The following is a 23,580-nucleotide window of genomic DNA, read 5'->3' as shown; positions in this document are numbered from 1 at the left end:
AATATTTATTCCTTGGAACGGGGTTTTTTATTTACTAAAACAAATAGGAGGAGAAAAATGAAGATTGTAAACTCATGGAACGATTTTGACCCGTTAAAGCACGTTATAGTAGGTAGAGCAGACAATACCTGTATTCCGCCTTCCGAACCAGCATCGAAGGCGAAGGTGCCGTTGGACAGCCCAATGAGGGGGATGACGGGACCAAGACCTCTAGATACTGTTGAGAAGGCTAATGCCCAGCTTGACAACTTAGTTAAGGTACTTGAGGGTCTGGGGATCAAAGTAGACAGACCGGAGGCTCTCCAATGGAATCAGGCAGTAGTTACTCCACACTTCATGACTGGTAGCATGTTCGGCTGTATGCCCCCAAGAGACGTACTACTGACCATAGGCAGCGATATAATTTGCGCACCGATGTCATTTAGATCAAGATACTTTGAACACTATGCCTATTCAAAGAATTTAAGAGAATACTTCGACAAGGATCCTGAGTTCAAATGGTTCTATGCACCAAGACCTGAATTGGGAGAAAAGACCTATGACATGCATTACTACGACGGTGAAATAACTGAAGATATACTTCTTGAGAGAACAGCAAAACTGCACATGGTAACTACAGAGCACGAAATTCTGTTCGACGCAGCAGATGTAATGAGACTTGGAAAGGATCTGTTCGTACAACACGGGCTTACTACAAATAGAAAAGGCATGGAGTGGCTCAGAAGAACTTACCCGGATATGAGAGTGCATGCAGTCAACTTCCCTGGAGATCCGTATCCAATACACATCGATGCGACCTTTGTTCCCCTTAAGCCAGGGTTGATCTTGAACAATCCTCAAAGAAAGCTTCCTAAGGAGCAAAGAAAGATATTCGAGGCAAATGATTGGGAAATAGTCGAAGCCGCAGCCCCTGCACATAAAACTTCTCCACCACTTTGTTACTCAAGTGTATGGCTTTCAATGAACTGCCTCGTAATAGACCATAAAACTGTAATAGTAGAGGAAAGCGAGAAGGCTCAGCAGGAGCAGATGGATAAGCTGGGAATGAACGTCATCCCCGTACCTTTCAGAGATGCATATGCATTCGGAGGAGGACTACATTGTGCGACTGCTGACGTATACAGAGAAGGCGATTGCCTTGATTACTTCCCAAATCAAATTGAGGATGATCCAACACTAGTAAAATTTGTAGAAAAATAAGAAAAAGGAGCCGGAGGTTCCTCCGGCTCAAAGAAATTCATTGAAGAAGGGAGGATATTATGACTGAATCATGGGCAATAAACACATTTATTATCGGATGTATCATATTAATGGCAGTTCCCGTTTTCGTTTACTTATATCAGGAGGGCTCCATATTCAGAAGAGGTGATATAAGTGACGTTTAATTGGATAGTTATGATTTTGGCTTCAGCCTGTATGATAGGAGTTGGAATCTGGTCAAATAACAAGATAAAAAAGCAAGCTGCTTCAGGAGGGGAAGGATTCCTTCTGGGTGGGAAACAGATAGGGGAGTTCGTTGCAGCAGGAACATTAATGGCCACAGGCTATAGTGGCTGGGGATTTATAGGATCACCTGGAACGGCATATGCCTTCGGTGCTATCGAAGTCCTGGCAAATTTCTTTTTTGCACCGGCGATAGTATTCGGAACTCTTTTCTTTGCTGGATTTATGAGAAAACAGGCAGAAAAAAGTGGTGGTCTTACTGTTCCTGATTACCTTGCAAAGACCCACAGCGGAACCGATAAGCAGCGAAGAACAGTACACTTTTTTGCAGGACTTGCAACCTTTATATTTCTCTCGGTGTATATGATTGGGCAGATAAGAGCTGTAGGCCTGGTCGCCTCCGAGTGGCTCCAGATCCCTGAAATTTACGCATCTATGCTGCTTTTGGCTGTAGTTGCAATATTCACAATGCAGGGAGGACTGCTTGCAGTTGCCTTGACTGATACAATCATGTGCATCGGGATGCTTATAGCTGCGGTGATAGTGTTTGCAGTGATCCTAAAGGATATATCTCTTGCAGAAATGGTCAAAACCCTGGGAACAATAAATCAGGAGCTTATAAATCCGACCAGCTCTGCACCATATGGCAATTCAAAGTTCAGTGTATATCTGGTATTCGTATATGCATTGCTATTTACTACCACGTTGCCATATATGTCGGTTAGATTTCTTTCGTTGAAGGAGGATATCAAGATCCACAAGCTGGCCTTGTACATGGCTCCTATGGGAATAATACTTAGTTTGATTCCATTTGTAGGAATGTATATGCTCCTGAAAAATCCAGGACTTGTGAACCCTGACAGTGCAATGCCAGTCTTCCTTAACACCTATCTGTCGCCTGCAGTTGGCGGGGTCATTACCCTTTTCATACTCTTTGCAATGCTTTCTACAATAAGCTCGATCCTTCAGGCTCTGGCATCAGCTTTATCCTACGACATGTACGTATCGTTGGCTAAGAAGCATCCAGGTGGAAGCGATAAGCTGAACAGAATAGTTGTTGGCTTGGTGGCGGTCCTGGGATTATTCCTTACATTCTTCGCTCCACAGGGTATGCTCAACCAGATAGCTTATATAGGAACAGGCGGGCTGATATCGATGTTTGTAGGACCTATAATAATGAGAACTATAGTAGAGGCTGACCTTAAGGCATGTCTGGCTTCGATGCTGGTAGGCTTTCTAACAAACGTCCTACTCGTATTTGTAATAAAGGCGGGATGGGTCGAAGCTCCGATACTTGCGGGCATAGCAGGCTCAATAGTATATTTATTCATGGGATTTTCAGCAAATGGATGGAAAAGAAAACCTAAAGCAGCATAAAATAACACGTTGCCGGTACCTGACACGGGAAGCTTTCCGAAGGTACCGGCATCCTTATGCTCTAAATCCTCAGCATTTTTGTGGAAATATAAGTCTGCATACTATATAATTATCAGTAGATGATAGTTAGGATGGTGAGTAATGGACTACATTAGCGGCTTGAACGAAAGACAGAGACAAGCGGTTCTTCACACTGAAGGACCTTTACTTATTATGGCAGGTGCAGGCTCTGGAAAAACCAGGGTAGTTACACACAAGATAGCATATCTTATCGCTGATAAAGGGGTATCCCCATATGAGATCCTTGCAATAACCTTTACCAACAAGGCAGCAAATGAGATGAAGGAAAGGGTGTCAAGCCTTATAGACGTCGACGTGGATGCAATGTGGATGGGCACCTTCCACTCCATATGCGTCAGGATGCTAAGACGCCACATTGACCGAATAGGCTATGAAAGAAGCTTTACCATATACGATAGGGACGATCAGAAGACCCTTGTAAAGGAGTGCCTGAAGGAATTAAATCTTGACAAGGAGACCTACAAAGAGAACTCAATGCTTGCGATAATAAGTGAGCAGAAGAACCTTATGGTTCCTCCTGATGAATATATAACCATGAACTACGGCAGCTTCTATGAGAGGAATGCCGGAGAGGTCTATGCTCTATACGAAAAGAAGCTTAAGTTCTATAACGCCCTTGACTTCGATGACCTGCTCATTAAGGGAGTGGAGCTTTTAAGACAAAATCCAGCGATACTCAAGCAGTATCAGCAAAGATTCAGATACATTTTCGTGGACGAGTACCAGGACACCAACAAGATCCAATACCTGTTCGTAAAGATGCTGTCCGGATACCATAACAATATTTGCGTAGTTGGAGATTCAGACCAGGCGATATACTCTTGGAGATATGCTGATATATCTAATATCCTGGATTTTGAAAAGGACTTTCCGGGTGCTGAGGTTATTCTTCTTGAAAGAAACTACAGATCCACAGATGCGATATTAAGAACAGCAAATCAAGTCATAGCAAATAACACCCAAAGAAAGGACAAGAACCTTTGGACTGACAAAAAAGGCGGTCCACCCGTGACCCATATAGAGCTGGAATACTCCGAGGAGGAGGCGCAATTCGTTGCAACCAGGATACAGCAGCTGGTTTACAGAGGAGCAAGTTTATCTGACATAGCTGTGCTTTACAGGACCAACGTTCAGTCAAGACCCTTTGAGGAAGCTTTCATGGCAGAGGAGATCCCCTATAAGGTGGTTGGAGGCATTAAGTTCTATGACCGTAAGGAGGTCAAGGACATAATCGCTTACCTAAGGTTCATACAAAACCCGAACGACAATATTGCCTTGAAAAGGATAATCAACACGCCTAAAAGAGGTATTGGCAATACTACTATAGAAAAGCTGGAGGCCTATGCGCTTGAAAAAGAGGAATCTCTGTATTCTGCAGTTCTGGACTGCGAGATGGCTCCTGGTATAACCTCAAGAGCAAGGGGTCTGTTAAAGCCCTTTGCTGAATCCATGTCCCTTTTGATGGCAAAAAGGGAGCTTATGGGGATAAAGGATTTCATGGAGGAAGTAATGGAGTCCACCGGATATATCGCAGAGCTTGAGAGGGAGAGGACAATAGAGGCAAGGACAAGGATAGACAATATCAGGGACTTCCTTTCCGTTGCACTCCTATTCGAGCAAAAGGATCCCAATGCTACGCTTGAAGATTTTCTCGCGACAATAGCATTGCTGTCCGATGTTGATAAGACTCAGGAGGATTCAAGCGTTGTTTCTCTAATGACAGTCCACAGTGCTAAGGGACTTGAATTTCCCATTGTCTTCCTCGTTGGGATGGAGGAGGGATTATTTCCACTTTCCAGAGCTAAGGAGTCGCCTGAGGAACACGAGGAGGAAAGAAGACTTTGCTATGTAGCGGTTACCCGTGCTGCGGAGCAGTTATTTATAACCAGTGCAAGAAAAAGGACACTTTACGGAAATACAAGCTACACCATGCCCTCTACATTCCTTGAGGAAATGGGGGACACAATAGAGCATGAGTACAGCGAAGCAAGGAAGAGGATCATGAACCAGCCCGAAGCGACAAAGACGCAGAACCTTCTTTCGATGGACCACATGAGAGATAATTTGATGCCAAGAGTCCCGGAGAGAAGACCTATCACCAATGAAAATATAACTATAGGTACAAGGGTAAAGCACGAGAAATTCGGCAATGGAATGATCGTAGCCATAGAACAAAAAGAAGATGACAACAAGCTTACTATTGCCTTCGACAAGAATGGCATCAAGTTTCTGATGCAGTCGATGGCACCTCTTACAATAGTAGACTAGAGAACGGAGGGAGATCATGACTGACAGGGACAGGCTGGAGGAGCTTATTAAACTTATCGACGAACTGAACTACCAATATTATACTCTGGATGATCCCAGGGTCAGCGATGCTGAATACGATAAGCTCTATGACCAGTTGGTTGAGCTTGAGAATAGCCTTGGGTATCAGCCGGATTACTCTCCCACAAGAAGAGTTGGAGGAGAGCTGCTGGAGGGCTTCAAAAAGCATAACCACCTGGGTAGACTTTGGAGCCTGGATAAGGTCCAAAGCGAGGAGGAGCTTAAAGCCTGGGCTGTGAAGCTTGAGAAAGCAGTCTCAGACTACAACCTTAATGCTGATGAGAAGCTTCCAGACCCTGAATATATTCTGGAGCTGAAATTTGACGGACTTACTGTGAATCTTACCTATGAGGATGGTAATCTGGTACAGGGTGCAACGAGAGGAACTGGTGTGCAGGGAGAAGCGATACTTCCTCAGCTTAAGACCATCAGGTCCATACCATTGAGGATACCATTTAAGGGCAGGGTCGAGATACAGGGAGAGGGAGTAATGCCCCTATCCATCCTGGAGGAATACAACCGAACTGCAGATGAACCTCTTAAAAATGCCAGGAATGCTGCAGCAGGTGCCCTAAGGAACCTGGATCCAAGGCTTACTGAAAAAAGAAAGCTGTCAGCCTGCTTTTACAATGCAGGATATATCGAAGGGAAAGTCTTCCAGACTCATATGGAGATGGTAGAGTTTCTAAAGGATAACAGACTACCGGTATTTCCATATATAAAGAAGTTTTCAAACATAGACGATGTGATAGATGAAATCAGGTTAAGAAGCGCCGAGCGATCAAAGCTGGACATCCTTACTGACGGAATGGTGATCAAGATCAACCATATGGAAACGAGGGAAGTCCTAGGATACACAAGCAAATTCCCAAGATGGGCTATAGCCTTCAAGTTTGAGGCAGAGGAGACCACTACGAGGGTGATCGGAGTCCAGTGGAACGTAGGAAGGACTGCAAAGGTAACTCCCTCGGCTATACTAGAACCTGTGGACATTGGAGGAGTTACAGTCCAAAGGGCAACTTTGAATAATTATGACGACATACTTCGGAAAAAGGTCAGGCTGAACTGCAGAGTACTAATAAGGAGATCAAACGACGTTATACCTGAGATCCTTGGGAGCATCGAGGAAGAGGGAGTGGAGACATACGAGATCGAAAAACCAACCCACTGCCCATCCTGCGGAAGCGAGCTTATACAAAACGGAGTACACATATTCTGCCCCAATACACTGTCCTGTAAGCCCCAATTAGTGTCAAGGCTGGTGCACTTCGCCAGTAGGGATGCGATGAATATTGAGGGCTTCAGTGAGAAAACAGCAGCGCTCTTTGTGGAACAGCTGGATATAAAGGATCTTCCTGAGATATATGAACTTAAGTACGAAGACATAATAAACCTTGAAGGCTTTAAGGAGAAGAAGACGAACAACTTCCTGAAAGCGATAGAAAATAGTAAAAGACCAACTCTGCAGGCATTTATCTATGCCCTTGGAATATCAAATGTTGGAAGCAAGACTGCAAAAGATCTTGCAGACACATACAAGAGCCTGGAGGCTCTGAGGGGTGCGAAGTACGAGGAGCTGATAGGGATACCCGACATTGGAGATACAGTGGCAAGGAGCATTCTGGAATTCTTCCACGACGAAAGGATATCGCAGGCAATAGACAAGCTTCTCTCAGAGGGAGTAACTCCGGTCTATGAGGAGCAGTTGGTCTCTGACAACCCATTCAAAGGCAATACTGTAGTCATTACGGGGACCATAGAAGGATTGACACGTGGAGAAATTAAGGATAGGATTGAGAAAATGGGAGGTGTAGTCTCAGGCTCCGTCAGCAAAAAGACGAATGTGGTCATCGTCGGAGTTGAGGCAGGCAGCAAGCTTGATAAATCTAGAGAGCTTGGGATCCCTGTAATGGAGGAAAAGGAGCTTAAGGAAATATTCGATAGATATCCTGAATAGGGAAGGAGAGAGAGCAATGATAACAAAGGATCAGGTAGTCCACATCTCAAGCATTGCCAAGCTAAGCTTCAGTGATAAGGAATTGGATGGATTTACAGAAAAATTCGACCAAGTAATCGGCTTCGTTCAGAAAATCACGGAGGTAGACACTGAAAACGTAGAGCCAACCTTCGGTATAAACGACGATGACGGTTTTATGAAGGAAAATGGTGAAAGTCAGACTCTGACAAGAGACGAGGTATTAAAGAATGCCCACGAGACCCAGTACGGATACTTCAAAATACTTAAGGTAGTGGAATAGGGGGGATATGATGGAACTTACGCGACTTAGTGCGTGGGAGATGAAGGAGCTCCTGAAAAAAGGGGAGGTTTCCTCTGAGGAGCTTGTAAAAGCCCACCTGGATAGAATAGAAGCCATGGATAAGGATCTGAACGCATTCATTACAGTAAACGGTGAAAATGCTCTTCAATCAGCCAGGAAAGTGGACAAAAAGATAAAGAACAGTGAAGAGACAGGCCTCCTGGCAGGGATCCCGATCGGAATCAAAGACAACATTATGACTAAAGACCTTAGAACTACATGCGGATCAAGGATGCTGGAGGATTTTGTTCCACCATTTGATGCAACGGTTATCAGAAGGATACTAAACGAAGACGGAATAGTAATAGGGAAGACCAACATGGATGAGTTTGCCATGGGAGGATCAACTGAAACCTCCTATTTCGGCATAACAAGAAATCCCAGGAATCTCGAGGTAGTCCCGGGAGGAAGCTCAGGTGGTTCAGCTGCAGCTGTCGCCTCAGGCGAGGCAGCCCTTGCACTGGGAAGCGATACTGGAGGCTCGGTAAGACAACCTGCCAGCTACTGCGGAGTAGTCGGGATAAAGCCAACCTATGGAATGGTATCTCGCTACGGAGTAGTACCTATGTCCAACTCCCTCGATCAGGTCGGAACCTTCGGTAGAGACGTAAGCGATGCATATCTGCTGCTTAAGGCCATAGCGGGCTTTGATCCTCTGGATGCAACATCGTCAAAGAGGTCTGGAATTGAGTTTTCGCTGGATGACAAGGACTTTCTTAAGGGACTAAAGGTAGCACTTCCGATAGAATACAGAGACCTTAAATTCAGCAACTTCGAAGGTATCCAAAGGCTTTATGACGATGCCGTAAGAGTTTTCGAGAATGCCGGAGCAAAAATAGATTACGTATCGCTTCCATACTTGAAATATGCCCTTGAAACCTACTATATAATATCCACATCAGAGGTAAGCACTAACCTGTCAAGATTCGATGGTATAAGATATGGCCACAGAACAGACGATTACGAAACCCTCGATGAGCTGTACACCAGATCCAGGACTGAAGGCTTTGGAGAAGAGGCAAAGAGAAGGATCATGATGGGTACCTATGCCCTTAGTGCCGGCTATCAGGAGGAGCATTACAAAAAGGCTTTGAAGGTCAGAACTCTCATCAAACAGGATTATGAGAAGACCTATGAAAAATATGACGTAATACTTTCATTGGCATCACCTATACTACCATTCAAATTGAACTCTCTTGTGAATTCACCTGTGGAAATGTATATGTCTGACCTGTTCACAGTACCTATCAACCTAGCGGGATTAGTATCGATGTGCGTACCGATGGGAGATGTGGACGGACTTCCAGTAGGAATGCAGATAACAGGTAAGCGCTTTGGCGAGGAGACTGTGATAAAAGCAGGACTTGGCTATGAAAGGGCGGTGAAATAATGATCTGGAGAACACTTATAGGTCTTGAGATCCACGTTGAGCTGATGACGAAAAAGAAAATATATTGCAATTGCAAGAATGAATTCGGCGGAGAGGTCAACACTCACGTCTGCCCAGTATGTCTTGGATTGCCCGGAGCACTGCCTGTAATAGACAAGGAGTGCCTTGAGTTTGGTATCAAAGCAGGTCTTGCCTTCAACTCGGAGATCGCCGAAGTAGTAAGGATGGACAGGAAGAACTACTTCTATCCTGATCTTGTAAAAGGATACCAGATATCACAGTCTGACCTGCCATTGTGTGATGGAGGTTATCTTGAGATAGATCTTCCAGAAGGTCCAAAGAGGATTAACCTTGAGAGGATCCATATTGAGGAGGATACAGGTAAACAGATCCACAACGATGATGGAACGACTCTTCTTGACTTTAACCGATGTGGAGTCCCTTTGATCGAGATCGTATCAAAGCCTGATATTGCATCAGCTGAGGAGGCAAGATCATTCCTGGATAAACTTAGATCCACCATTAAATACATCGGGATCTCTGACGTGAGGATGGAAGAAGGATCGCTTCGCTGTGACGTAAATATAAATGTCGTCGACGATGAGCGAGGATTAAAATCCAAGATAACCGAGATAAAGAACCTCAACTCGTTCAAGTCAGTCGTTAGGACTATAGAATTTGAAGAGAAAAGGCATATAGAGCTTCTGGAAAAAGGGGATAACACAGACAAGGAAACAAGACGCTGGGATGAAGTAGCAGGCGAGACAATACTTATGAGAAGAAAGTATACCGCTGAGGACTACAGATTTTGCTACGATGGAGACCTTCCGCCGCTAAAGTTGGACAGAAGCTGGCTGGATGAAATAAAAGCAGCAATGCCTGAACTGCCGCATGCAAAGAAAGTAAGATTCATCAACGAGTACAGCTTAAGCGAGTACGACGCAGCAGTCCTTACACAATCCAGGGAGCTGGCAGAATTCTTTGAGGAGACTGTTAAGCATGTAGGTGACGGCAAGCTTGTTGCCAACTGGATGATGGGAGATGTCCTAAGAAGACTTAAGGAAGAAGAAAAGGAGATACAGGAGCTCCACCTTTCCTCAAAAGACCTTGCAGAGCTATTGATACTTGTTAGAGATGGCAAGATCAATAACAATACAGGCAAAAAGGTCCTGAGGGATATGTTTGAAACCGGAAAATCTCCTGAGACGATAGTTTCTGAGCAGGGACTGATACAAATAAGCGATGAGGGTGCCCTTGTTGAGGCAGTAGATAAGATCCTTGATGCCAACCCACAGTCTATTGAAGACTTTAAAAATGGGAAGGACAGAGCGGTAGGGTTTTTAATGGGGCAGATAATGAAGGAGACCAAGGGTAAGGCCAACCCACAGCTGGTCAGCACTATCCTGAACGAAAAGCTTAAAAACAGGTAATTACTAGACAGAGCCGGAGGCTCTGTCTTTTTCTATTTAATTGACAGTTGTCTATCGGTATAGTTATAATCTAGTAAAGAGCGTTTTCACAGGCTCTTAAACCAAACAAAGGAGGCGAATAAATGAAGCAGGGTAAAATGAGTCTCACAACAAAAGTACTTTTAGCGCTGGGAGTAGGTCTTGTAGTAGGGATCCTGGTGCATAACCTGCCTGCAGGAACCTTGAAGGATACCATCCTGATAAACGGGATATTCCAATTCCTCGGCCAGGTCTTCCTCAGAGGTATCATGATGCTGGTAGTTCCATTGGTTTTTATTTCACTGGTAAATGGTGCAGCAAATATGGGCGATGTAAAAAAATTAAGCAGGGTCGGCTCAAAGACAATAATCTTCTACATGTCTACAACCGCGGTGGCAGTTATTATTTCTTTAATTCTTGGTGTAGTTCTTAAGCCTGGGGTAGGTCTCGACATGGGAGCCATACAAACCGTTGAGACTACTATCAACCAAAAGGCACCTCTTGTGCAGATATTGTACGAAATGGTTCCAAACAACATAATAAGCGCAATGGCAAATGGAAGTATGCTTCAGATCATTGTTTTTGCACTGCTAACTGGCGTCGGGCTCTCTCTGTTAGGAGAGAAGGGCGAGTATCTTACTAATCTTTTCCAAAAGCTGAATGACCTTATCATGAAGCTGGTCGAGATCGTAATGCTTTTCGCTCCGATAGGAGTATTTGGTCTTATAGCAAAGACCTTCGCCACTGTGGGTTATTCCGCACTCATTCCACTGATGAAGTATGTTGGTATAGTCTATCTCGGTCTGCTGATCCATGCAACGGTGGTATACGGATCACTATTTAAGGTATTCGCCGGTCTGAGTCTTAGAAAATTCTACAAGAAATTCTCCCCGGCAATGTTCGTTGCGTTCTCAACAGCCAGCAGCAACGCAACAATTCCCTTCTCCCTTGACATATGTGAGAAGGAGCTTGGGATATCAAAGGAAATATCTTCCTTTACAATTCCTTTGGGAGCTACGATCAACATGGACGGTACAGCAATAATGCAGGGAGTTGCATCGTTATTCATAGCTCAGGCATACGGGATAGAAATGACTCTGCCGATGATGCTCACAATTATTCTTACAGCGACATTGGCATCAATAGGTACGGCAGGAGTCCCTGGAGCAGGTGCAATAATGCTTTCGATGGTACTTCAATCTGTTGGTCTTCCACTTGAGGGTCTTGGGCTTATCATGGGTATCGACAGACTTGTTGATATGGGAAGGACCTCAATCAACGTTACAGGTGATGCTGTATGTACATCGATCATTGCAAAAATGGAGAATGCAATGGATCTGGATTTATTCAATAAATAAAGTTATCTCTATCTACCCCCTTTCCAATTGGTCAGGGGGTTTTCTTATGTCCTTCAATCTGGTAGGATATATCTTGGGAGGTTGATGGAATTGGAAATTGGAAAGGTACCTAATGAGCTTCTGGAAAAGCTTGTTTTCAGCAATATTACATATAAAAGAGATGAGGTGCTTGCACGGCCGGGAATAGGTGAAGACACGGGAGTTATGGACCTAGGGGGAGAGCTTTGTGTGGTAAGCACAGATCCTATCACGGGAGCTACAAAAGGACTTGGTGCCCTGGCTATACACGTATCCTGCAATGACGCAGCGACAAGGGGAGCAGAGCCGATTGGGATACTCCTAACCATATTATGCCCTCCTGGGACAACAGAGGAGGAACTTGAGCTGATAATGAAAGATGCTGGAAGAGCAGCAGGAGGAGCAAGAGTCGAAATAATCGGAGGACACACAGAAGTAACCGACGCAGTCACAAGGATAGTGATAAACTCAACCGTAATCGCTAGAATGAAAAGGGAGCATTTTAAGGGTTATAAGGGTATAAGCTCAGGAGACAAGGTCGTACTAACTAAATGGATCGGTCTGGAAGGAACCCACATCCTGGCATCAGAACTGGGAGTTAAGTTAAAAGAGCACATGACTGAAGAGGAACTAGAGGAAGCTAGAGGGCTATCCCAGCATCTAAGTGTGGTCAGAGAGGGATTATTAGGAAGAAATCATGGAGTACTGTATATGCATGATGTGACAGAGGGCGGCATATACGGAGCTATCTGGGAGACAGGAGAAGCGACGGGGAAGGGAGTTACTCTTTATGAGGATATACTGCCAATAAAAGACGTAACAAAAAAGCTATGCGATGTACTTAAAATAGATCCAAGGAAGCTGATATCAAGCGGCAGCATGATAATGGTCGTTCCGGAGAGAAATGCAGATGCTCTTCTTAGTGACCTTGAGAGTAATGGTATAAAGGCGACTATAGTGGGAGAAATCACCCACAGGGGGGTCGAATCGATAATTAGAGATAGGATTACACTGATTCCACCACCCGGAAGCGACGAGCTTTACAGAGCTCTTCAACAATAATTTCACATATTACATTATGGTTACATTATCCGCCCTTTCGTTGAAAGGGCGGTGATATTTTGATATAAATATGCTAATAGGACACGATGTGTTTTGAAAGGAGGGCCCTATGAAGCGAAGCTTGATTTTACTGACGCTATTCATGATTGTTATTGCATCCTTTAATATATCCTTTGGAAGTTCGAATATACCTCAGGTGGACGTTAAGGTCGACGGAAAGACGATGAAGGTTCCGAAGGTTTCTCTATTGCTTGATGGCAGCAGTTTATCCACTGTTGTCCCGCCGGTTATAATGGGCGACAGGACTCTTGTGCCCATAAGGTTCATGGAGAGTCTGGGAGCTAAGATCGGGTGGGATAATGCGACCCAAACTGCCACAGTTGTACATAACTCGGCAGTAGTCAGCATGAGCATAAATAGCGATAAGGTACTGGTGAATGGTCAACCAATGCAACTTGATCAGGGTTCAATTCCAAAACTTGTGACCTTTACAACCATGAACAACGACTCCAGGACGATGGTTCCTGTAAGATTCGTATCCCAGGTGCTTGGATATAATGTGAACTGGGATCCTAACAGCTATACAGCTATTATTGATTCACCAAAGTCTGAGGCACCTCAAACAGCAGGCACTGCAACAATCACTGCGATATCCTCGGTAAAAGGAAGTACTGGAAAGCATAGGATAAAAATAACCAGCGATAAGCCGCTGCAGTACGATTCTATGTATCTTGAAGAATCTGGCAAGCTGGTACTGGATTTCAAGGATGCCAAGCTTAATATCCCAGGAAGAGTCGATGCCCCCGGAGACTTTACTCTGGAGGACGACCTTATAAAAAGGGTACAGTACTCACAGTTTACTATTCCACCGAATCCTTACACTACGAGACTTGTGCTGACCTTAGGAGAAAAAGCCGAGTTCAGTTTTGTAACGTCAGAGGATGGTACATCCTCTGTCATAGCCTTTGACGACAATCAAATCATGGGGATCTACGAAGATGAGGAAGACAACAGAGATTTTATACTTGTTGAGGGAGTAACGATACCTGAGTACAATGTAATTGAATTAGCAAATCCAACCAGAGTAGTTATAGATATCATGGACGCAACGCTTCTTGGCGAGCAATACCAGACCTTTGATTACAGTCTGGGAATAATAAAGCAAGTTAGAGCCTCACAATTTGTAGCTGACAAAAACTACAGCTCCAATGACAGAATAGTAAGGGTAGTTCTGGATATTAAGGATGGGGTAGACAACCCAAAGGTCCTTATAGTCCCAACTGAGGAGGGATTGAGGATATACCCTGAGGAAAACATATGGGAGGATTTCGCCTATGAGAACCTGGGTAGAGAAGCAAAACTTCTGTTCAGGCATCTTGAAAGGGTTGAGGCAGACTTCGAATACGATGAAGTAACTAAGGAGCTTCTTATAGAGATCCCTTCCGATTCGACCAATCTACCGGAAGGTAGCTTCGTCATAAAGGACAACCTGGTTAACCAGGTCGTGGTCTCAAGAGGAAGATCCACGACTGAAATTACCGTGGGCTTTAGGAGAAGTGTAAACATAGAGCTTATATCCAGAGAAAGAGATTATACCCTTGAGCTTCTTGCTGCCAGAAATGAGAATATCGATCCAAATGCTAGAACCATCGTAATCGATGCAGGCCATGGTGGCAAGGATCCCGGGGCGATTTCAATCACCGGCCTTCATGAGAAAGCAATAAACCTTACAATGGCTCTTCAGCTAGAGGAGGTACTTAAGGCACAAGGCTACAATGTCATCCTCACTAGAAATCAGGATTCCTTCGTTGATCTGTATGATAGAGCCAGGATAGCGAATAGTCTTAATGCAGACCTCTTCATAAGCATGCATGCGAACTCAAACATAAAGAGCAGCATAACGGGTCTTGAGGTCCTGTACTGCCCTGCCACATCCAGTGAGTTCAAGCTTGAAGATCAGTATCCATTTGCAGACAACGTATATTCAAGCATTATCAGAAATACTGGAATTACAGGAAGAGGCGTGATCAAGAGACCGGAGCTTGTGGTTCTAAGAGAGACTATTATGCCGGCGATCCTGATAGAAATAGGTTACTTGTCAAATCCACAGGATGAAGCTCTGGTAAGAGATCCTGTATATCAAATGAGAGTAGTGCAGGGTATTTCAGAGGGGATAGCACAGTATTTTCAAATGTATTAATGCTGGTATGGACTAAATTTTATTGATAGAGTATATTAAAATAAGAGTATTTATCGGGGGAAGGCTAGCCTTCCCTTGTATATATTGAAAGGAGATAGTATATGGAGGCACTTATAGGCTACGCGCTGATATTTATGGCAAGGGTTGTTGACGTATCTATGGCAACTACACGGACACTCATGGTGGTCCAGGGCAGAAGGCTGCAGGCTGCTGCCATAGGTTTTTTCGAAGTAGGTATATATGTCACGGCACTTGGGAAGGTCGTAAGCTCTTTGGATAACCCGCTTAACCTATTGGCTTACTGCGCGGGCTTTGCAGCAGGAAATTTTGTAGGTATAACAATAGAAAACAAGATAGCAATGGGAAACCTGTCTGCTCAGATCATATTGAAAAGCTCCAATGAAAGCGATCTTGTGGATGCGCTTAGATGTAACGGTTTTGGTGTAACGATCCTTGAAGCCCAGGGTATCGAGGGGCCAAGAGAGATACTAAACGTTGTCCTGAACAGGAAGGATATGCAGAAGTTGAAATCAGTCGTTGACTCAATAGACACTAATGCTTTTATAACCATAAACAATATCACTCCTGTCAGAGGCGGCTATTTTGCGCCTATGAAGAAATAACAAATCCCCGTAAGGGGTTTTTTGCTGTCTTTTAACATAAGAGGACAAATTTTTGATAGAATGTAGATATCAATCTATCTAAGGAGAGAAAACAAATGAGAATAGACAACAGAAGCAATGATCAGCTCAGACCGATAAAAATCACCAGAAATTACCTTTTGCATCCATATGGCTCTGTATTGATAGAAATGGGGAATACCAAGGTGATCTGTACAGCTATGGTCGAGGAAAAGGTACCTCCATTTCTTAAGGGAACAGGACAGGGATGGGTAACCTCTGAATACTCTATGCTGCCGGGAAGTACTATGCAAAGAAAGATAAGGGATTCAACAAAAGGCAGGATAGATGGAAGAAATCAGGAGATCCAGAGGCTGATCGGAAGGTCATTAAGATCAGTAGTAGATATGTCAAAGCTGGGTGAGAGGACGATCTGGATAGACTGTGACGTCATCCAGGCCGATGGGGGAACCAGGACAGCATCTATCACAGGAGCATATATAGCCCTTGTAGATGCCGTATGCAAGCTGAGAGATGAAAAACTTCTCCATAAGTTTCCAATAACAGGATTTCTTTCAGCAATAAGCGTAGGGATATCTGAAGAGGGACCGATACTCGACCTATGCTACGAGGAAGATCATGTTGCTTTGGTCGACATGAATATAGTAATGGGAGATGGAGGAAACTTCGTCGAGGTACAGGGAACTGCAGAGGGAGCTGTTTATACAAGAACACAGCTTGACCAACTTCTGGACCTTGCTGAAAAAGGAAACAAAGAGCTTATCGCCCTTCAAAAGGAAATGCTTGGAACTGAGATCACTGTGCTTATCCAGGAGGCTTAGTATGAGAAAGCTTGTAATTTCAACCAGCAATATGAACAAGGTAAACGAGATAAGAGAGATCCTCAAGGAACTTCCGGTAGTAATACTATCTAAGGAGGAAGCCGGGCTAGGTCATCTGGAGGTAGTAGAAGACGGAGATACACTTGAGCTTAACAGCCTAAAGAAGGCCAGAGCTCTTAAGGAATTGACCCCTTACATGGTCATGGCTGACGATTCTGGCCTTTTCGTAGATGCTCTGGATGGTGAACCGGGGGTTTATTCATCCAGATATGGGGGCGAAGACGGCAATGATAAGCTTAACAACGAGACCCTGTTGAGGAATCTAAAAAGCAAAGATAGGGCCGCAGCATTTCGTTCTGTGATCGCTCTAATAGATGAAAATGGTAACGAATACGTTATGGAAGGTGTTTGCAGAGGCAGACTCCTTGAGGAAGAAAAGGGCTCAAACGGTTTTGGATATGATCCTCTCTTTGTTCCTGAAGGCTACGATAAAAGCTTTGCAGAAATGCCTTACGAAGTCAAGAATTCCATCAGTCATAGAAGAAGAGCAATAGACGGTCTACGAGAAGTATTGACAAGGTTATTGGGTGATGAGAATGAGAATACTGGTCGTTAGCGATACACACAGCCATATTCAGGGGATACTTAAAAAAATTAAAGAGGAAAAAGAGTTCGACATGTTGGTATTCCTTGGAGACTTTGCATCTGATGGTGAGAGGATCAAGGAGGCTCTTAAGATACCTTCGCACATTATAGCCGGAAACGGAGACTGGCAGACCAACTACCCCAGAGAGCAGCATATAACTGTGGAGGGAAAGAAAATCCTCCTTACCCACGGACATAAGTATAATGTGAAAAATGACCTAAACAGACTCTATTATCACGCTCTTGAATCAGGAGCAAACGTCGTTCTTTTTGGACACACTCATATTCCTATGAGAAGGATCGACGAGAATCTAATAATGATGAATCCAGGAAGCCCTTCACTCCCCAGAGGAGGACTTACCACAGGCAGCTATGGGATTCTGGAGATCGGGACGAAGATCGACGCAAAGATTTGCTACATGAGGTAGGGATAATAAATGGAAGCACCACTTAATTTTCTACACCTTGATATGGATGCTTTTTTTGCTTCTGTCGAGGAGGCAGACGACCCTTCGCTAGGAGGCAAGCCTGTTATCGTTGGAGGCAGAAGCCAGAGGGGGATCGTGACCACCTGTAATTACGAGGCGAGGAAATATGGCATCCACTCAGCAATGCCGATTTTTATGGCCAGAGAAAGATGCCCCCATGGGATTTACCTACCTGGAAGGATGAGTAGATATCAGGAGGTCTCCAGGAAGGTATTCTCGATACTTAGAGAGATTACACTGCGGATAGAGCCCTTATCCATCGATGAAGCATATATGGATATCTCCGACATCGACATGAAGCCGGAAGAGCTGGCAGCTATGATAAAGGAGAGGGTACTGGAGGAAACCGGACTGACCTTATCAGTAGGGGTATCCTATAATAAGTTCCTTGCTAAGCTAGCCTCGGACTGGAACAAGCCCAATGGCTTTATGAAGATAACCCAGGACATGATGCCTCAGATACTATTTCCACTGTCTGTGGGCAAGGTCTATGGTATAGGTGCAAAATCAAGAAAGAAGCTTGAAGATATAGGGATCTATACAATAGAGGATCTATACGGGCTCAGCGAGGAGTTCCTGATCGACTTCTTTGGCAAATGGGGCAAGGAGATCTATGACAGGATAAGAGGGATAGATCCAAGAGATATCGAGACAACAAGAGAGCGTAAGTCCATAGGCGTTGAGAGGACCTTCAGGCCAACAAGGGATAAAAAGCTTCTCGATAAGTTTCTGATGGATTATGCAGAGGAGCTCGAGGGTGATCTTATGAAGAGAAATCTCCATGGACGCACGCTTACAGTAAAGATAAAGGACGAAGACTTCGAAAGCCATACAAAATCCAGGACCTACCATAGATACATCAGCGAAAAGGATGAGCTTTACAAGCTTTCCAAGTCACTCTTCGATGAAATGGAATGGGACAAGAGCCTGAGACTTTTGGGGATATCTCTCAGCAATCTGATGGATAAAAACCTCCATCAGCTGTCATTTCTTGAGGATGAAAATTTCCAATGAACCATAAAGGTTATATTGACATCACAAATCAACCCTGCTATAATCATATAAGTCAGCACAAAAAGTGCTGGGAGTGCGGCAGTAAATTGGGATCGGCAGCAAAGATTTTTTCATTGTTGCGGGTGTAGCTCAGTGGTAGAGCACTGGCTTCCCAAGCCAAGTGCGAGGGTTCGATTCCCTTCACCCGCTCCATAATTATATGGTGGATATGGCCTAGCTGGTTAGGGCGCCAGATTGTGGCTCTGGAGGTCGTGGGTTCGAGTCCCATTATCCACCCCATTTACCAGATCCATTAGCTCAGTCGGTAGAGCACCTGACTTTTAATCAGGGTGTCCCGCGTTCGAGTCGCGGATGGATCACCATTTTTTTACGGTTCATTAGCTCAGTTGGTAGAGCACCTGACTCTTAATCAGGGTGTCCAGGGTTCGAGTCCCTGATGAACCACCACCTGCGGGAATGGCGGAATTGGCAGACGCGCTAGACTTAGGATCTAGTGTCAACGACGTGGGGGTTCAAGTCCTCTTTCCCGCACCAAAATCAAGATGCTCCGAAGGCTTCAAAGAAGGCCATCGGAGCATTTTTTTGCTTATATTAAAAAGAGTAAGGAAAGATTTTTTATTGTGGAGATTTCGCTAGATTGGACAGTACAAAACTGACATCAAATAATTACGAGACGGTCACAATGTTCAATAAGTTCGAATTACAAAATATCCCCTAATTGATTTGTCTAGCTTAATTATCTTAGTTTTTTGTGATATAATCACACAGTAGATCAAGAATTGCGATAGCAGGTGATAAGATGAAAAGGTTAAAGGTATTGATATTGCTCTTGGCAATGATTTTATTGTCATTTTTATATATAGATGATCAGATTTCTAATTTTAAGATAAACAAAGTAGAGCTCCAGACTGAAAAGCTGGAAGATGAGATAAGAATAACCCAGATAACTGACTTTCACTCAAATAGTAAAGTAGACTTGAGTGAAATAGTAGAAAGCGTAAAACTCTTTGACCCTAATTTCATTGTACTGACAGGAGATATCATAGATTTTAAGACGGTTGATTTTTCGCTTTCCTTTGAGCTTGTTGAAAGACTTGTAGAAATTGGGAAGCCTGTTTATTTTGTCTATGGAAACCACGAGCATGGCAATCAAAACTTCAGAGAATTCATTCATGGAGTTGAAGATAGGGGAGTAGAGTTACTGGATGAAATGTCAGCTGAGCTTCCACTGGGGAACAACAGTATAATGATCTACGGCTCAGACTTCTATACGACAAGTGATGATTATGCAAAGCTATTTTCTGGTGTTGATGCCAAATATTATAATATTCTTCTTGCTCATTCACCTAACAGACCAATACCATACCTGCATGAAGACATCGATCTACAGCTATCAGGCCATACCCATGGCGGGCAGGTAAGACTACCTATTGTTGGCGGGGTAATTTCGCCAGGAGAGGGATTCTTCCCAGATTATGATAAAGGTTTGATGAATGTTGGGGATACAATACTATATATTGACAGCGGTCTTGGAAACAGCGTATTGCCGATCAGGATTTTCAATCCAGTGCAAATTTCAGAGATAACAATAAAATAAAGGGAAGGTCTACAAATCAGACCTTTCCTTTATTTTTTCCTGTATCCGGTTATACCATTATTATCCATCCAAAGCTTTTTACTTTGTATCAAAAGATCCAGGTCTGGATCTCTTTGACCTTTTAACCTGAGCAGATCATCCTGGACGTTTAATAGATCATTGTATGTCAAGTAATCGTAGTCCTTAAAACCCATTTCACCATTTTGTAAATATGCATACTCAAGATTACCATCCTGTTTTACCCACATTGAGGTGGTATTTTTTATACCTTGAAGCATCTTATCCGCAAATTCGAGGAATCTTTCATCCTTTTCATCCTCATATAGCATATAAAAGGCATGTATGGCTTGAAGTTGATGGTTTAAGGATATATGCGTAGGCTCTCCATCTAAACCATAGTAATCCTCGACCAACCAGCCCTCATTTTCAAATTCGTCATAGTTAACAAGCTTTCTTGTCGTCCCATGCATTAAATAGTACTCAGCGAGCTTAAGGCTTGAATCTCTAAATACTGGGTCACCAAACTTCCTATGGGCAACTATATTCGTCTCAAGTGTGTCCGCATTGAACCTTGTGTCGAAAAATCCACTATCGATACCATAGTCATTATACAGCCAAAGACTTCTAGGAAGGGTTGGAAGGTAGCCATCATCGTTGATATTAGAATGTGCTGATCTTAACAAAGCATTACCAAGGATATCAGATGCTAAGCTGCCTCCAGTTTTAATCAATGAATTAGTTAAATAATCGCTTGGGATCCTCCAAAAAGATCCTGGAGAGTAGGGGAAATATGAAGGGGGGCTCTCATAATGATAGCCATCGTAAAGAAGTCTGGCAGCCTCGTCCAGGTCGTAATTTGACCAGGTGTTATGATGTCCATTTTTATCAAAATCAACCAAAGTACTAGTTGAACCAACTCCCCACATTATCCCAAAGCCACCAGGAAGAAGATTAAATCTCTGCGTTACGAGCCATTTCCCATCTCTCTTTGATACAGAGATCGTATTAGCACCGAGGCTTTGAACAGTACCAGATCCTAGGTCTTTGTACGAGTAGGGCTGACCAAGGATATAATTGTACCTTTCTGTGGATATAAAAAGCAAGCTCCCGCCTGGTAACACTCCATCCGTAAGGTCGCTTTCTATCAAGTTCTTGCTTGAATCGAAATATCTAAGAATCCCATTGTCCCCAGGGATTTCAAAGCTTGTAAAATAGATACCATCAGCAGAACTATCTATTTTTCTTATAAAAAACCAGCCTTTGTCATCCAGCCTGAATTCCTTCTGAGAATATGAAAAACTATCATTCACCCGCACTTTGCGTTCGGTCATTCCTGATGAAGCATTAGCAGGAGATAAAGGTAGTATGATAAAAAGCATAAGTGTTAAAAATATCAGTCTGAAAAATTTCATATTGCCTCCTTTAGTACTGACCTCAAATGAGTTGATACCCCATGTTTTAACTTTGACACTGCTTATTACTGAATGTAATCTTATTGTAACCTAAAGAAATTTGTCTTAAAACGTTTAGTCAGGGTAAATACAAAAAAATATGCAGTGGAATGCAATAAAAATAATGCATTAATCATTATCTTATCAAAGGGGAAAGAAATATGCTGATGTTTACATTCGTGTACGATGAACAGGTTCCTGCGCCTGAAAAAAACAATTATATAGATATAGATGAAACATTGCTCAATAGAATCGGGCAGGACGACATGGATGCCTTCGACAAGCTATATAGGTTGACCGAAAGATCAATGTACGCGTTTTGCCTGTCATTGACCAGAGACCATCAGGTTGGCCTTGACCTTATGCAGGAAACCTATGTCAAGGTATTGTCCGCTGCACATCTTTATAAGCCTATGGGCAAGCCCCTTGCCTGGATGTTCACCATAGCCAAGAATCTATACTATACATCAGTTAGAAGAGAATCCAAAACAACCCATCTTGAACCCGAGAAGATCCAGGATGACAGCAGATTCTCGTACGTCACGGATATGGATGACAGAGTCGTGCTTCAGGCGGTGTTGGACAAACTCACTGAAGAGGAGAGAGAAATAGTGCTGCTATATGCAGTGACAGGTCTAAAGCATAAGGAGATAGCTGATTCCATTGGATTAACCCTATCAACGACGCTATCCAAGTATCACAGAGCCCTTAAGAAGCTTAGGGGATATCTTGAGGAGAAGGAGGTAAGGACATGAAGGATAATGATATACTCCAAAGTATAAAAAATTCAATAGAGAAAGCACCTATCGATCTTCTCGAGGATATCAAAGCCAATCCAAGGTCAAAGATGTCAAAGCACGATGATATAACGGCGCAGAGCAGCACTTTGGGAAGAATCAAAAGTCTTGTTCCTTATGCTTCGATCGCAGCGGTATTCTTTGCAGTATTCATCAACTGGCAATTAGCAAATATAAGGGTCGACAGTCAGATATACTTTGATGTAAATCCAAGCATTGCTATTGAAACCAACAGCAGAGACAATGTTATCTCTTTGTCAGCAGGGAACGAAGACGGAGAAAGGATAATCGAAGGTATCGATTTTAAGGATGGATCGATTCTCGCTGTTTCAGAAGAGATACTGGAACGACTTCTTGATGAAGGCTATATAGGCAAAGATAAAGAGTTCCTTCTACTTTCAGTTTATAACAAGGACAAGATAAAGGCTGAAGAAAAGAAAAAAATGTTGGACCAATCGATACGTGAGTTCCTTAATAAAAATGCAGTCGAGCCAATCGTTTTGACCCAAAGCCTGGAGAAAACCTCCACATTGATGGAGTATGCAACGGAGTATGGAGTTTCTGTTAGCAGGATGACCTTTATCCGGAATTTAATGGTCCTTGATCCCAAACTGAAGATAGAGGATTTGACGGCTCTTACGATTGAAGAACTCGTTAGATTAAGCCAGGGTATTGGACTTGACCTCGAAAAAATAATAGAGACAAAAGATATGGATAAAATTAAGAAGGAAATACCTTTGACTCAGCCAATGATCGATGAAGACGATGACTATGATGATGATGACGATGATGATTATGATGATGACTACGATGATTATTATGATGACGACGACTATGATGATAATGACTTAGAGTATGACGATAAATCTGAAGTCGAGGAGTATGATGATATAGACGGTATCGACGAAAAATCCGAAGATGACAATGAACCTGATGACGACTCAGACTATGACGATGGCAATGAAGAATCAGAAGATGAAGAATCAGAAGATGAAGAAACTGACGAGGACTAGTATGTGGGCTGAAAGAATTTAATTGATCAATGCAATAATTTCGACCTCTGGAGAGTTATAGTATCAAACAAGACTAGGAGGGATAAAGAT

20 protein-coding genes and 5 tRNA genes are annotated in these 23,580 nt (G+C 43.4%); 24 read left to right on the top strand and 1 reads right to left on the bottom strand.

Going from position 1 to position 23,580, the window contains the following annotated elements; all coding sequences use genetic code 11:
- Positions 1-57 precede the first annotated feature (57 nt).
- The 22 genes from AC4PHB_RS08045 (at position 58) to AC4PHB_RS07940 (ending at position 20,229) form a co-directional block, all read left to right on the top strand.
- Positions 58-1,200 carry a hypothetical protein gene (locus tag AC4PHB_RS08045; protein ID WP_492135932.1) on the top strand — a complete coding sequence of 381 codons (1,143 nt, stop codon included), beginning with the start codon at positions 58-60 and terminating at the stop codon, positions 1,198-1,200.
- A gap of 59 nt (positions 1,201-1,259) precedes the next feature.
- Positions 1,260-1,385 (top strand): hypothetical protein, encoded by a 126-nt coding sequence (locus tag AC4PHB_RS08040; protein WP_492135931.1) that lies wholly within the window; start codon positions 1,260-1,262, stop codon positions 1,383-1,385.
- Positions 1,375-2,820: a sodium:solute symporter family protein gene (locus AC4PHB_RS08035; RefSeq protein WP_492135930.1), complete on the top strand. Its 1,446-nt coding sequence runs from the start codon at positions 1,375-1,377 to the stop codon at positions 2,818-2,820. The genes AC4PHB_RS08040 and AC4PHB_RS08035 overlap by 11 nt, the downstream gene beginning before the upstream one ends.
- A 141-nt stretch (positions 2,821-2,961) precedes the next feature.
- A complete protein-coding gene (pcrA, locus tag AC4PHB_RS08030; RefSeq protein WP_492135929.1) occupies positions 2,962-5,169 on the top strand; it encodes a DNA helicase PcrA in 2,208 nt (735 codons plus the stop codon).
- Between the two features lie 16 nt (positions 5,170-5,185).
- A complete protein-coding gene (ligA, locus tag AC4PHB_RS08025; RefSeq protein WP_492135928.1) occupies positions 5,186-7,186 on the top strand; it encodes an NAD-dependent DNA ligase LigA in 2,001 nt (666 codons plus the stop codon).
- Between the two features lie 16 nt (positions 7,187-7,202).
- Positions 7,203-7,487: an Asp-tRNA(Asn)/Glu-tRNA(Gln) amidotransferase subunit GatC gene (gene gatC / locus AC4PHB_RS08020; RefSeq protein ID WP_492135927.1), complete on the top strand. Its 285-nt coding sequence runs from the start codon at positions 7,203-7,205 to the stop codon at positions 7,485-7,487.
- A 10-nt stretch (positions 7,488-7,497) separates the two neighbouring features.
- Positions 7,498-8,937, top strand: coding sequence for an Asp-tRNA(Asn)/Glu-tRNA(Gln) amidotransferase subunit GatA (gene gatA / locus AC4PHB_RS08015; protein ID WP_492135926.1), 1,440 nt, complete (start codon positions 7,498-7,500; stop codon positions 8,935-8,937).
- Positions 8,937-10,367: an Asp-tRNA(Asn)/Glu-tRNA(Gln) amidotransferase subunit GatB gene (gatB, locus tag AC4PHB_RS08010; RefSeq protein ID WP_492135925.1), complete on the top strand. Its 1,431-nt coding sequence runs from the start codon at positions 8,937-8,939 to the stop codon at positions 10,365-10,367. The genes gatA and gatB overlap by 1 nt, the downstream gene beginning before the upstream one ends.
- Before the next feature lie 122 nt (positions 10,368-10,489).
- Positions 10,490-11,743, top strand: a complete 1,254-nt coding sequence (locus tag AC4PHB_RS08005) for a dicarboxylate/amino acid:cation symporter (protein ID WP_492135924.1) — start codon at positions 10,490-10,492, stop codon at positions 11,741-11,743.
- An 84-nt stretch (positions 11,744-11,827) separates the two neighbouring features.
- Positions 11,828-12,823: an AIR synthase family protein gene (locus AC4PHB_RS08000; protein ID WP_492135923.1), complete on the top strand. Its 996-nt coding sequence runs from the start codon at positions 11,828-11,830 to the stop codon at positions 12,821-12,823.
- Between the two features lie 109 nt (positions 12,824-12,932).
- Complete coding sequence (locus AC4PHB_RS07995; RefSeq protein ID WP_492135922.1) at positions 12,933-15,023, top strand: N-acetylmuramoyl-L-alanine amidase; 2,091 nt, start codon at positions 12,933-12,935, stop codon at positions 15,021-15,023.
- Positions 15,024-15,124: 101 nt separating this feature from the next.
- Entirely contained in the window at positions 15,125-15,646 is a 522-nt protein-coding gene (locus AC4PHB_RS07990; protein WP_492135921.1) for a DUF2179 domain-containing protein, read from the top strand.
- 95 nt (positions 15,647-15,741) lie between these two features.
- On the top strand, positions 15,742-16,485 hold the full coding sequence (rph, locus tag AC4PHB_RS07985; RefSeq protein ID WP_492135920.1) for a ribonuclease PH: 744 nt from the start codon (positions 15,742-15,744) through the stop codon (positions 16,483-16,485).
- Between the two features lies 1 nt (position 16,486).
- Complete coding sequence (gene rdgB, locus AC4PHB_RS07980; protein WP_492135919.1) at positions 16,487-17,101, top strand: RdgB/HAM1 family non-canonical purine NTP pyrophosphatase; 615 nt, start codon at positions 16,487-16,489, stop codon at positions 17,099-17,101.
- A complete protein-coding gene (locus AC4PHB_RS07975; RefSeq protein ID WP_492135918.1) occupies positions 17,076-17,558 on the top strand; it encodes a metallophosphoesterase family protein in 483 nt (160 codons plus the stop codon). The genes rdgB and AC4PHB_RS07975 overlap by 26 nt, the downstream gene beginning before the upstream one ends.
- A gap of 42 nt (positions 17,559-17,600) precedes the next feature.
- A complete protein-coding gene (locus AC4PHB_RS07970; RefSeq protein WP_492135917.1) occupies positions 17,601-18,632 on the top strand; it encodes a DNA polymerase IV in 1,032 nt (343 codons plus the stop codon).
- A 118-nt stretch (positions 18,633-18,750) separates the two neighbouring features.
- Positions 18,751-18,824 (top strand) — tRNA-Gly (locus AC4PHB_RS07965).
- A 10-nt stretch (positions 18,825-18,834) separates the two neighbouring features.
- Positions 18,835-18,911: transfer RNA gene (locus AC4PHB_RS07960), tRNA-His, on the top strand.
- A gap of 7 nt (positions 18,912-18,918) precedes the next feature.
- A tRNA-Lys gene (locus AC4PHB_RS07955) sits at positions 18,919-18,994 on the top strand.
- A 9-nt stretch (positions 18,995-19,003) separates the two neighbouring features.
- Positions 19,004-19,079 (top strand) — tRNA-Lys (locus AC4PHB_RS07950).
- Between the two features lie 3 nt (positions 19,080-19,082).
- A tRNA-Leu gene (locus AC4PHB_RS07945) sits at positions 19,083-19,166 on the top strand.
- A gap of 265 nt (positions 19,167-19,431) precedes the next feature.
- Complete coding sequence (locus AC4PHB_RS07940) at positions 19,432-20,229, top strand: metallophosphoesterase (protein WP_492135916.1); 798 nt, start codon at positions 19,432-19,434, stop codon at positions 20,227-20,229.
- A 29-nt stretch (positions 20,230-20,258) separates the two neighbouring features.
- On the opposite strand, the gene AC4PHB_RS07935 is transcribed toward AC4PHB_RS07940, so the two are convergent.
- Positions 20,259-21,641: a hypothetical protein gene (locus AC4PHB_RS07935; protein ID WP_492135915.1), complete on the bottom strand. Its 1,383-nt coding sequence runs from the start codon at positions 21,639-21,641 to the stop codon at positions 20,259-20,261.
- 200 nt (positions 21,642-21,841) lie between these two features.
- On the opposite strand from AC4PHB_RS07935, the gene AC4PHB_RS07930 reads away from it, so the two are divergent.
- Both AC4PHB_RS07930 and AC4PHB_RS07925 read left to right on the top strand, forming a co-directional pair.
- On the top strand, positions 21,842-22,435 hold the full coding sequence (locus tag AC4PHB_RS07930; protein ID WP_492135914.1) for an RNA polymerase sigma factor: 594 nt from the start codon (positions 21,842-21,844) through the stop codon (positions 22,433-22,435).
- The gene (locus AC4PHB_RS07925) at positions 22,432-23,490 is read left to right on the top strand and encodes an anti-sigma-I factor RsgI family protein (protein ID WP_492135913.1); all 1,059 of its coding nucleotides are present in this window, start codon (positions 22,432-22,434) and stop codon (positions 23,488-23,490) included. Before AC4PHB_RS07930 ends, AC4PHB_RS07925 begins: the two co-directional genes overlap by 4 nt.
- The last annotated feature ends 90 nt before the right edge of the window (positions 23,491-23,580 follow it).

It is taken from the genome of Gudongella sp. QWL-04 (assembly GCF_058683975.1).
This window is presented reverse-complemented; position numbering and strand designations above follow the sequence as displayed.

Bases quoted from the DNA above. Each gene is read 5' to 3' on its own strand.
- AC4PHB_RS08045 (WP_492135932.1), top strand. From the start codon at position 58: ATGAAGATTGTAAACTCATGGAACGATTTTGACCCGTTAAAGCACGTT.
- AC4PHB_RS08040 (WP_492135931.1), top strand. From the start codon at position 1,260: ATGACTGAATCATGGGCAATAAACACATTTATTATCGGATGTATCATA.
- pcrA (WP_492135929.1), top strand. From the start codon at position 2,962: ATGGACTACATTAGCGGCTTGAACGAAAGACAGAGACAAGCGGTTCTT.
- ligA (WP_492135928.1), top strand. From the start codon at position 5,186: ATGACTGACAGGGACAGGCTGGAGGAGCTTATTAAACTTATCGACGAA.
- gatC (WP_492135927.1), top strand. From the start codon at position 7,203: ATGATAACAAAGGATCAGGTAGTCCACATCTCAAGCATTGCCAAGCTA.
- gatA (WP_492135926.1), top strand. From the start codon at position 7,498: ATGGAACTTACGCGACTTAGTGCGTGGGAGATGAAGGAGCTCCTGAAA.
- gatB (WP_492135925.1), top strand. From the start codon at position 8,937: ATGATCTGGAGAACACTTATAGGTCTTGAGATCCACGTTGAGCTGATG.
- AC4PHB_RS08005 (WP_492135924.1), top strand. From the start codon at position 10,490: ATGAAGCAGGGTAAAATGAGTCTCACAACAAAAGTACTTTTAGCGCTG.
- AC4PHB_RS08000 (WP_492135923.1), top strand. From the start codon at position 11,828: ATGGAATTGGAAATTGGAAAGGTACCTAATGAGCTTCTGGAAAAGCTT.
- AC4PHB_RS07995 (WP_492135922.1), top strand. From the start codon at position 12,933: ATGAAGCGAAGCTTGATTTTACTGACGCTATTCATGATTGTTATTGCA.
- AC4PHB_RS07990 (WP_492135921.1), top strand. From the start codon at position 15,125: ATGGAGGCACTTATAGGCTACGCGCTGATATTTATGGCAAGGGTTGTT.
- rph (WP_492135920.1), top strand. From the start codon at position 15,742: ATGAGAATAGACAACAGAAGCAATGATCAGCTCAGACCGATAAAAATC.
- rdgB (WP_492135919.1), top strand. From the start codon at position 16,487: ATGAGAAAGCTTGTAATTTCAACCAGCAATATGAACAAGGTAAACGAG.
- AC4PHB_RS07975 (WP_492135918.1), top strand. From the start codon at position 17,076: ATGAGAATGAGAATACTGGTCGTTAGCGATACACACAGCCATATTCAG.
- AC4PHB_RS07970 (WP_492135917.1), top strand. From the start codon at position 17,601: ATGGATGCTTTTTTTGCTTCTGTCGAGGAGGCAGACGACCCTTCGCTA.
- AC4PHB_RS07940 (WP_492135916.1), top strand. From the start codon at position 19,432: ATGAAAAGGTTAAAGGTATTGATATTGCTCTTGGCAATGATTTTATTG.
- AC4PHB_RS07935 (WP_492135915.1), bottom strand. From the start codon at position 21,641: ATGAAATTTTTCAGACTGATATTTTTAACACTTATGCTTTTTATCATA.
- AC4PHB_RS07930 (WP_492135914.1), top strand. From the start codon at position 21,842: ATGCTGATGTTTACATTCGTGTACGATGAACAGGTTCCTGCGCCTGAA.
- AC4PHB_RS07925 (WP_492135913.1), top strand. From the start codon at position 22,432: ATGAAGGATAATGATATACTCCAAAGTATAAAAAATTCAATAGAGAAA.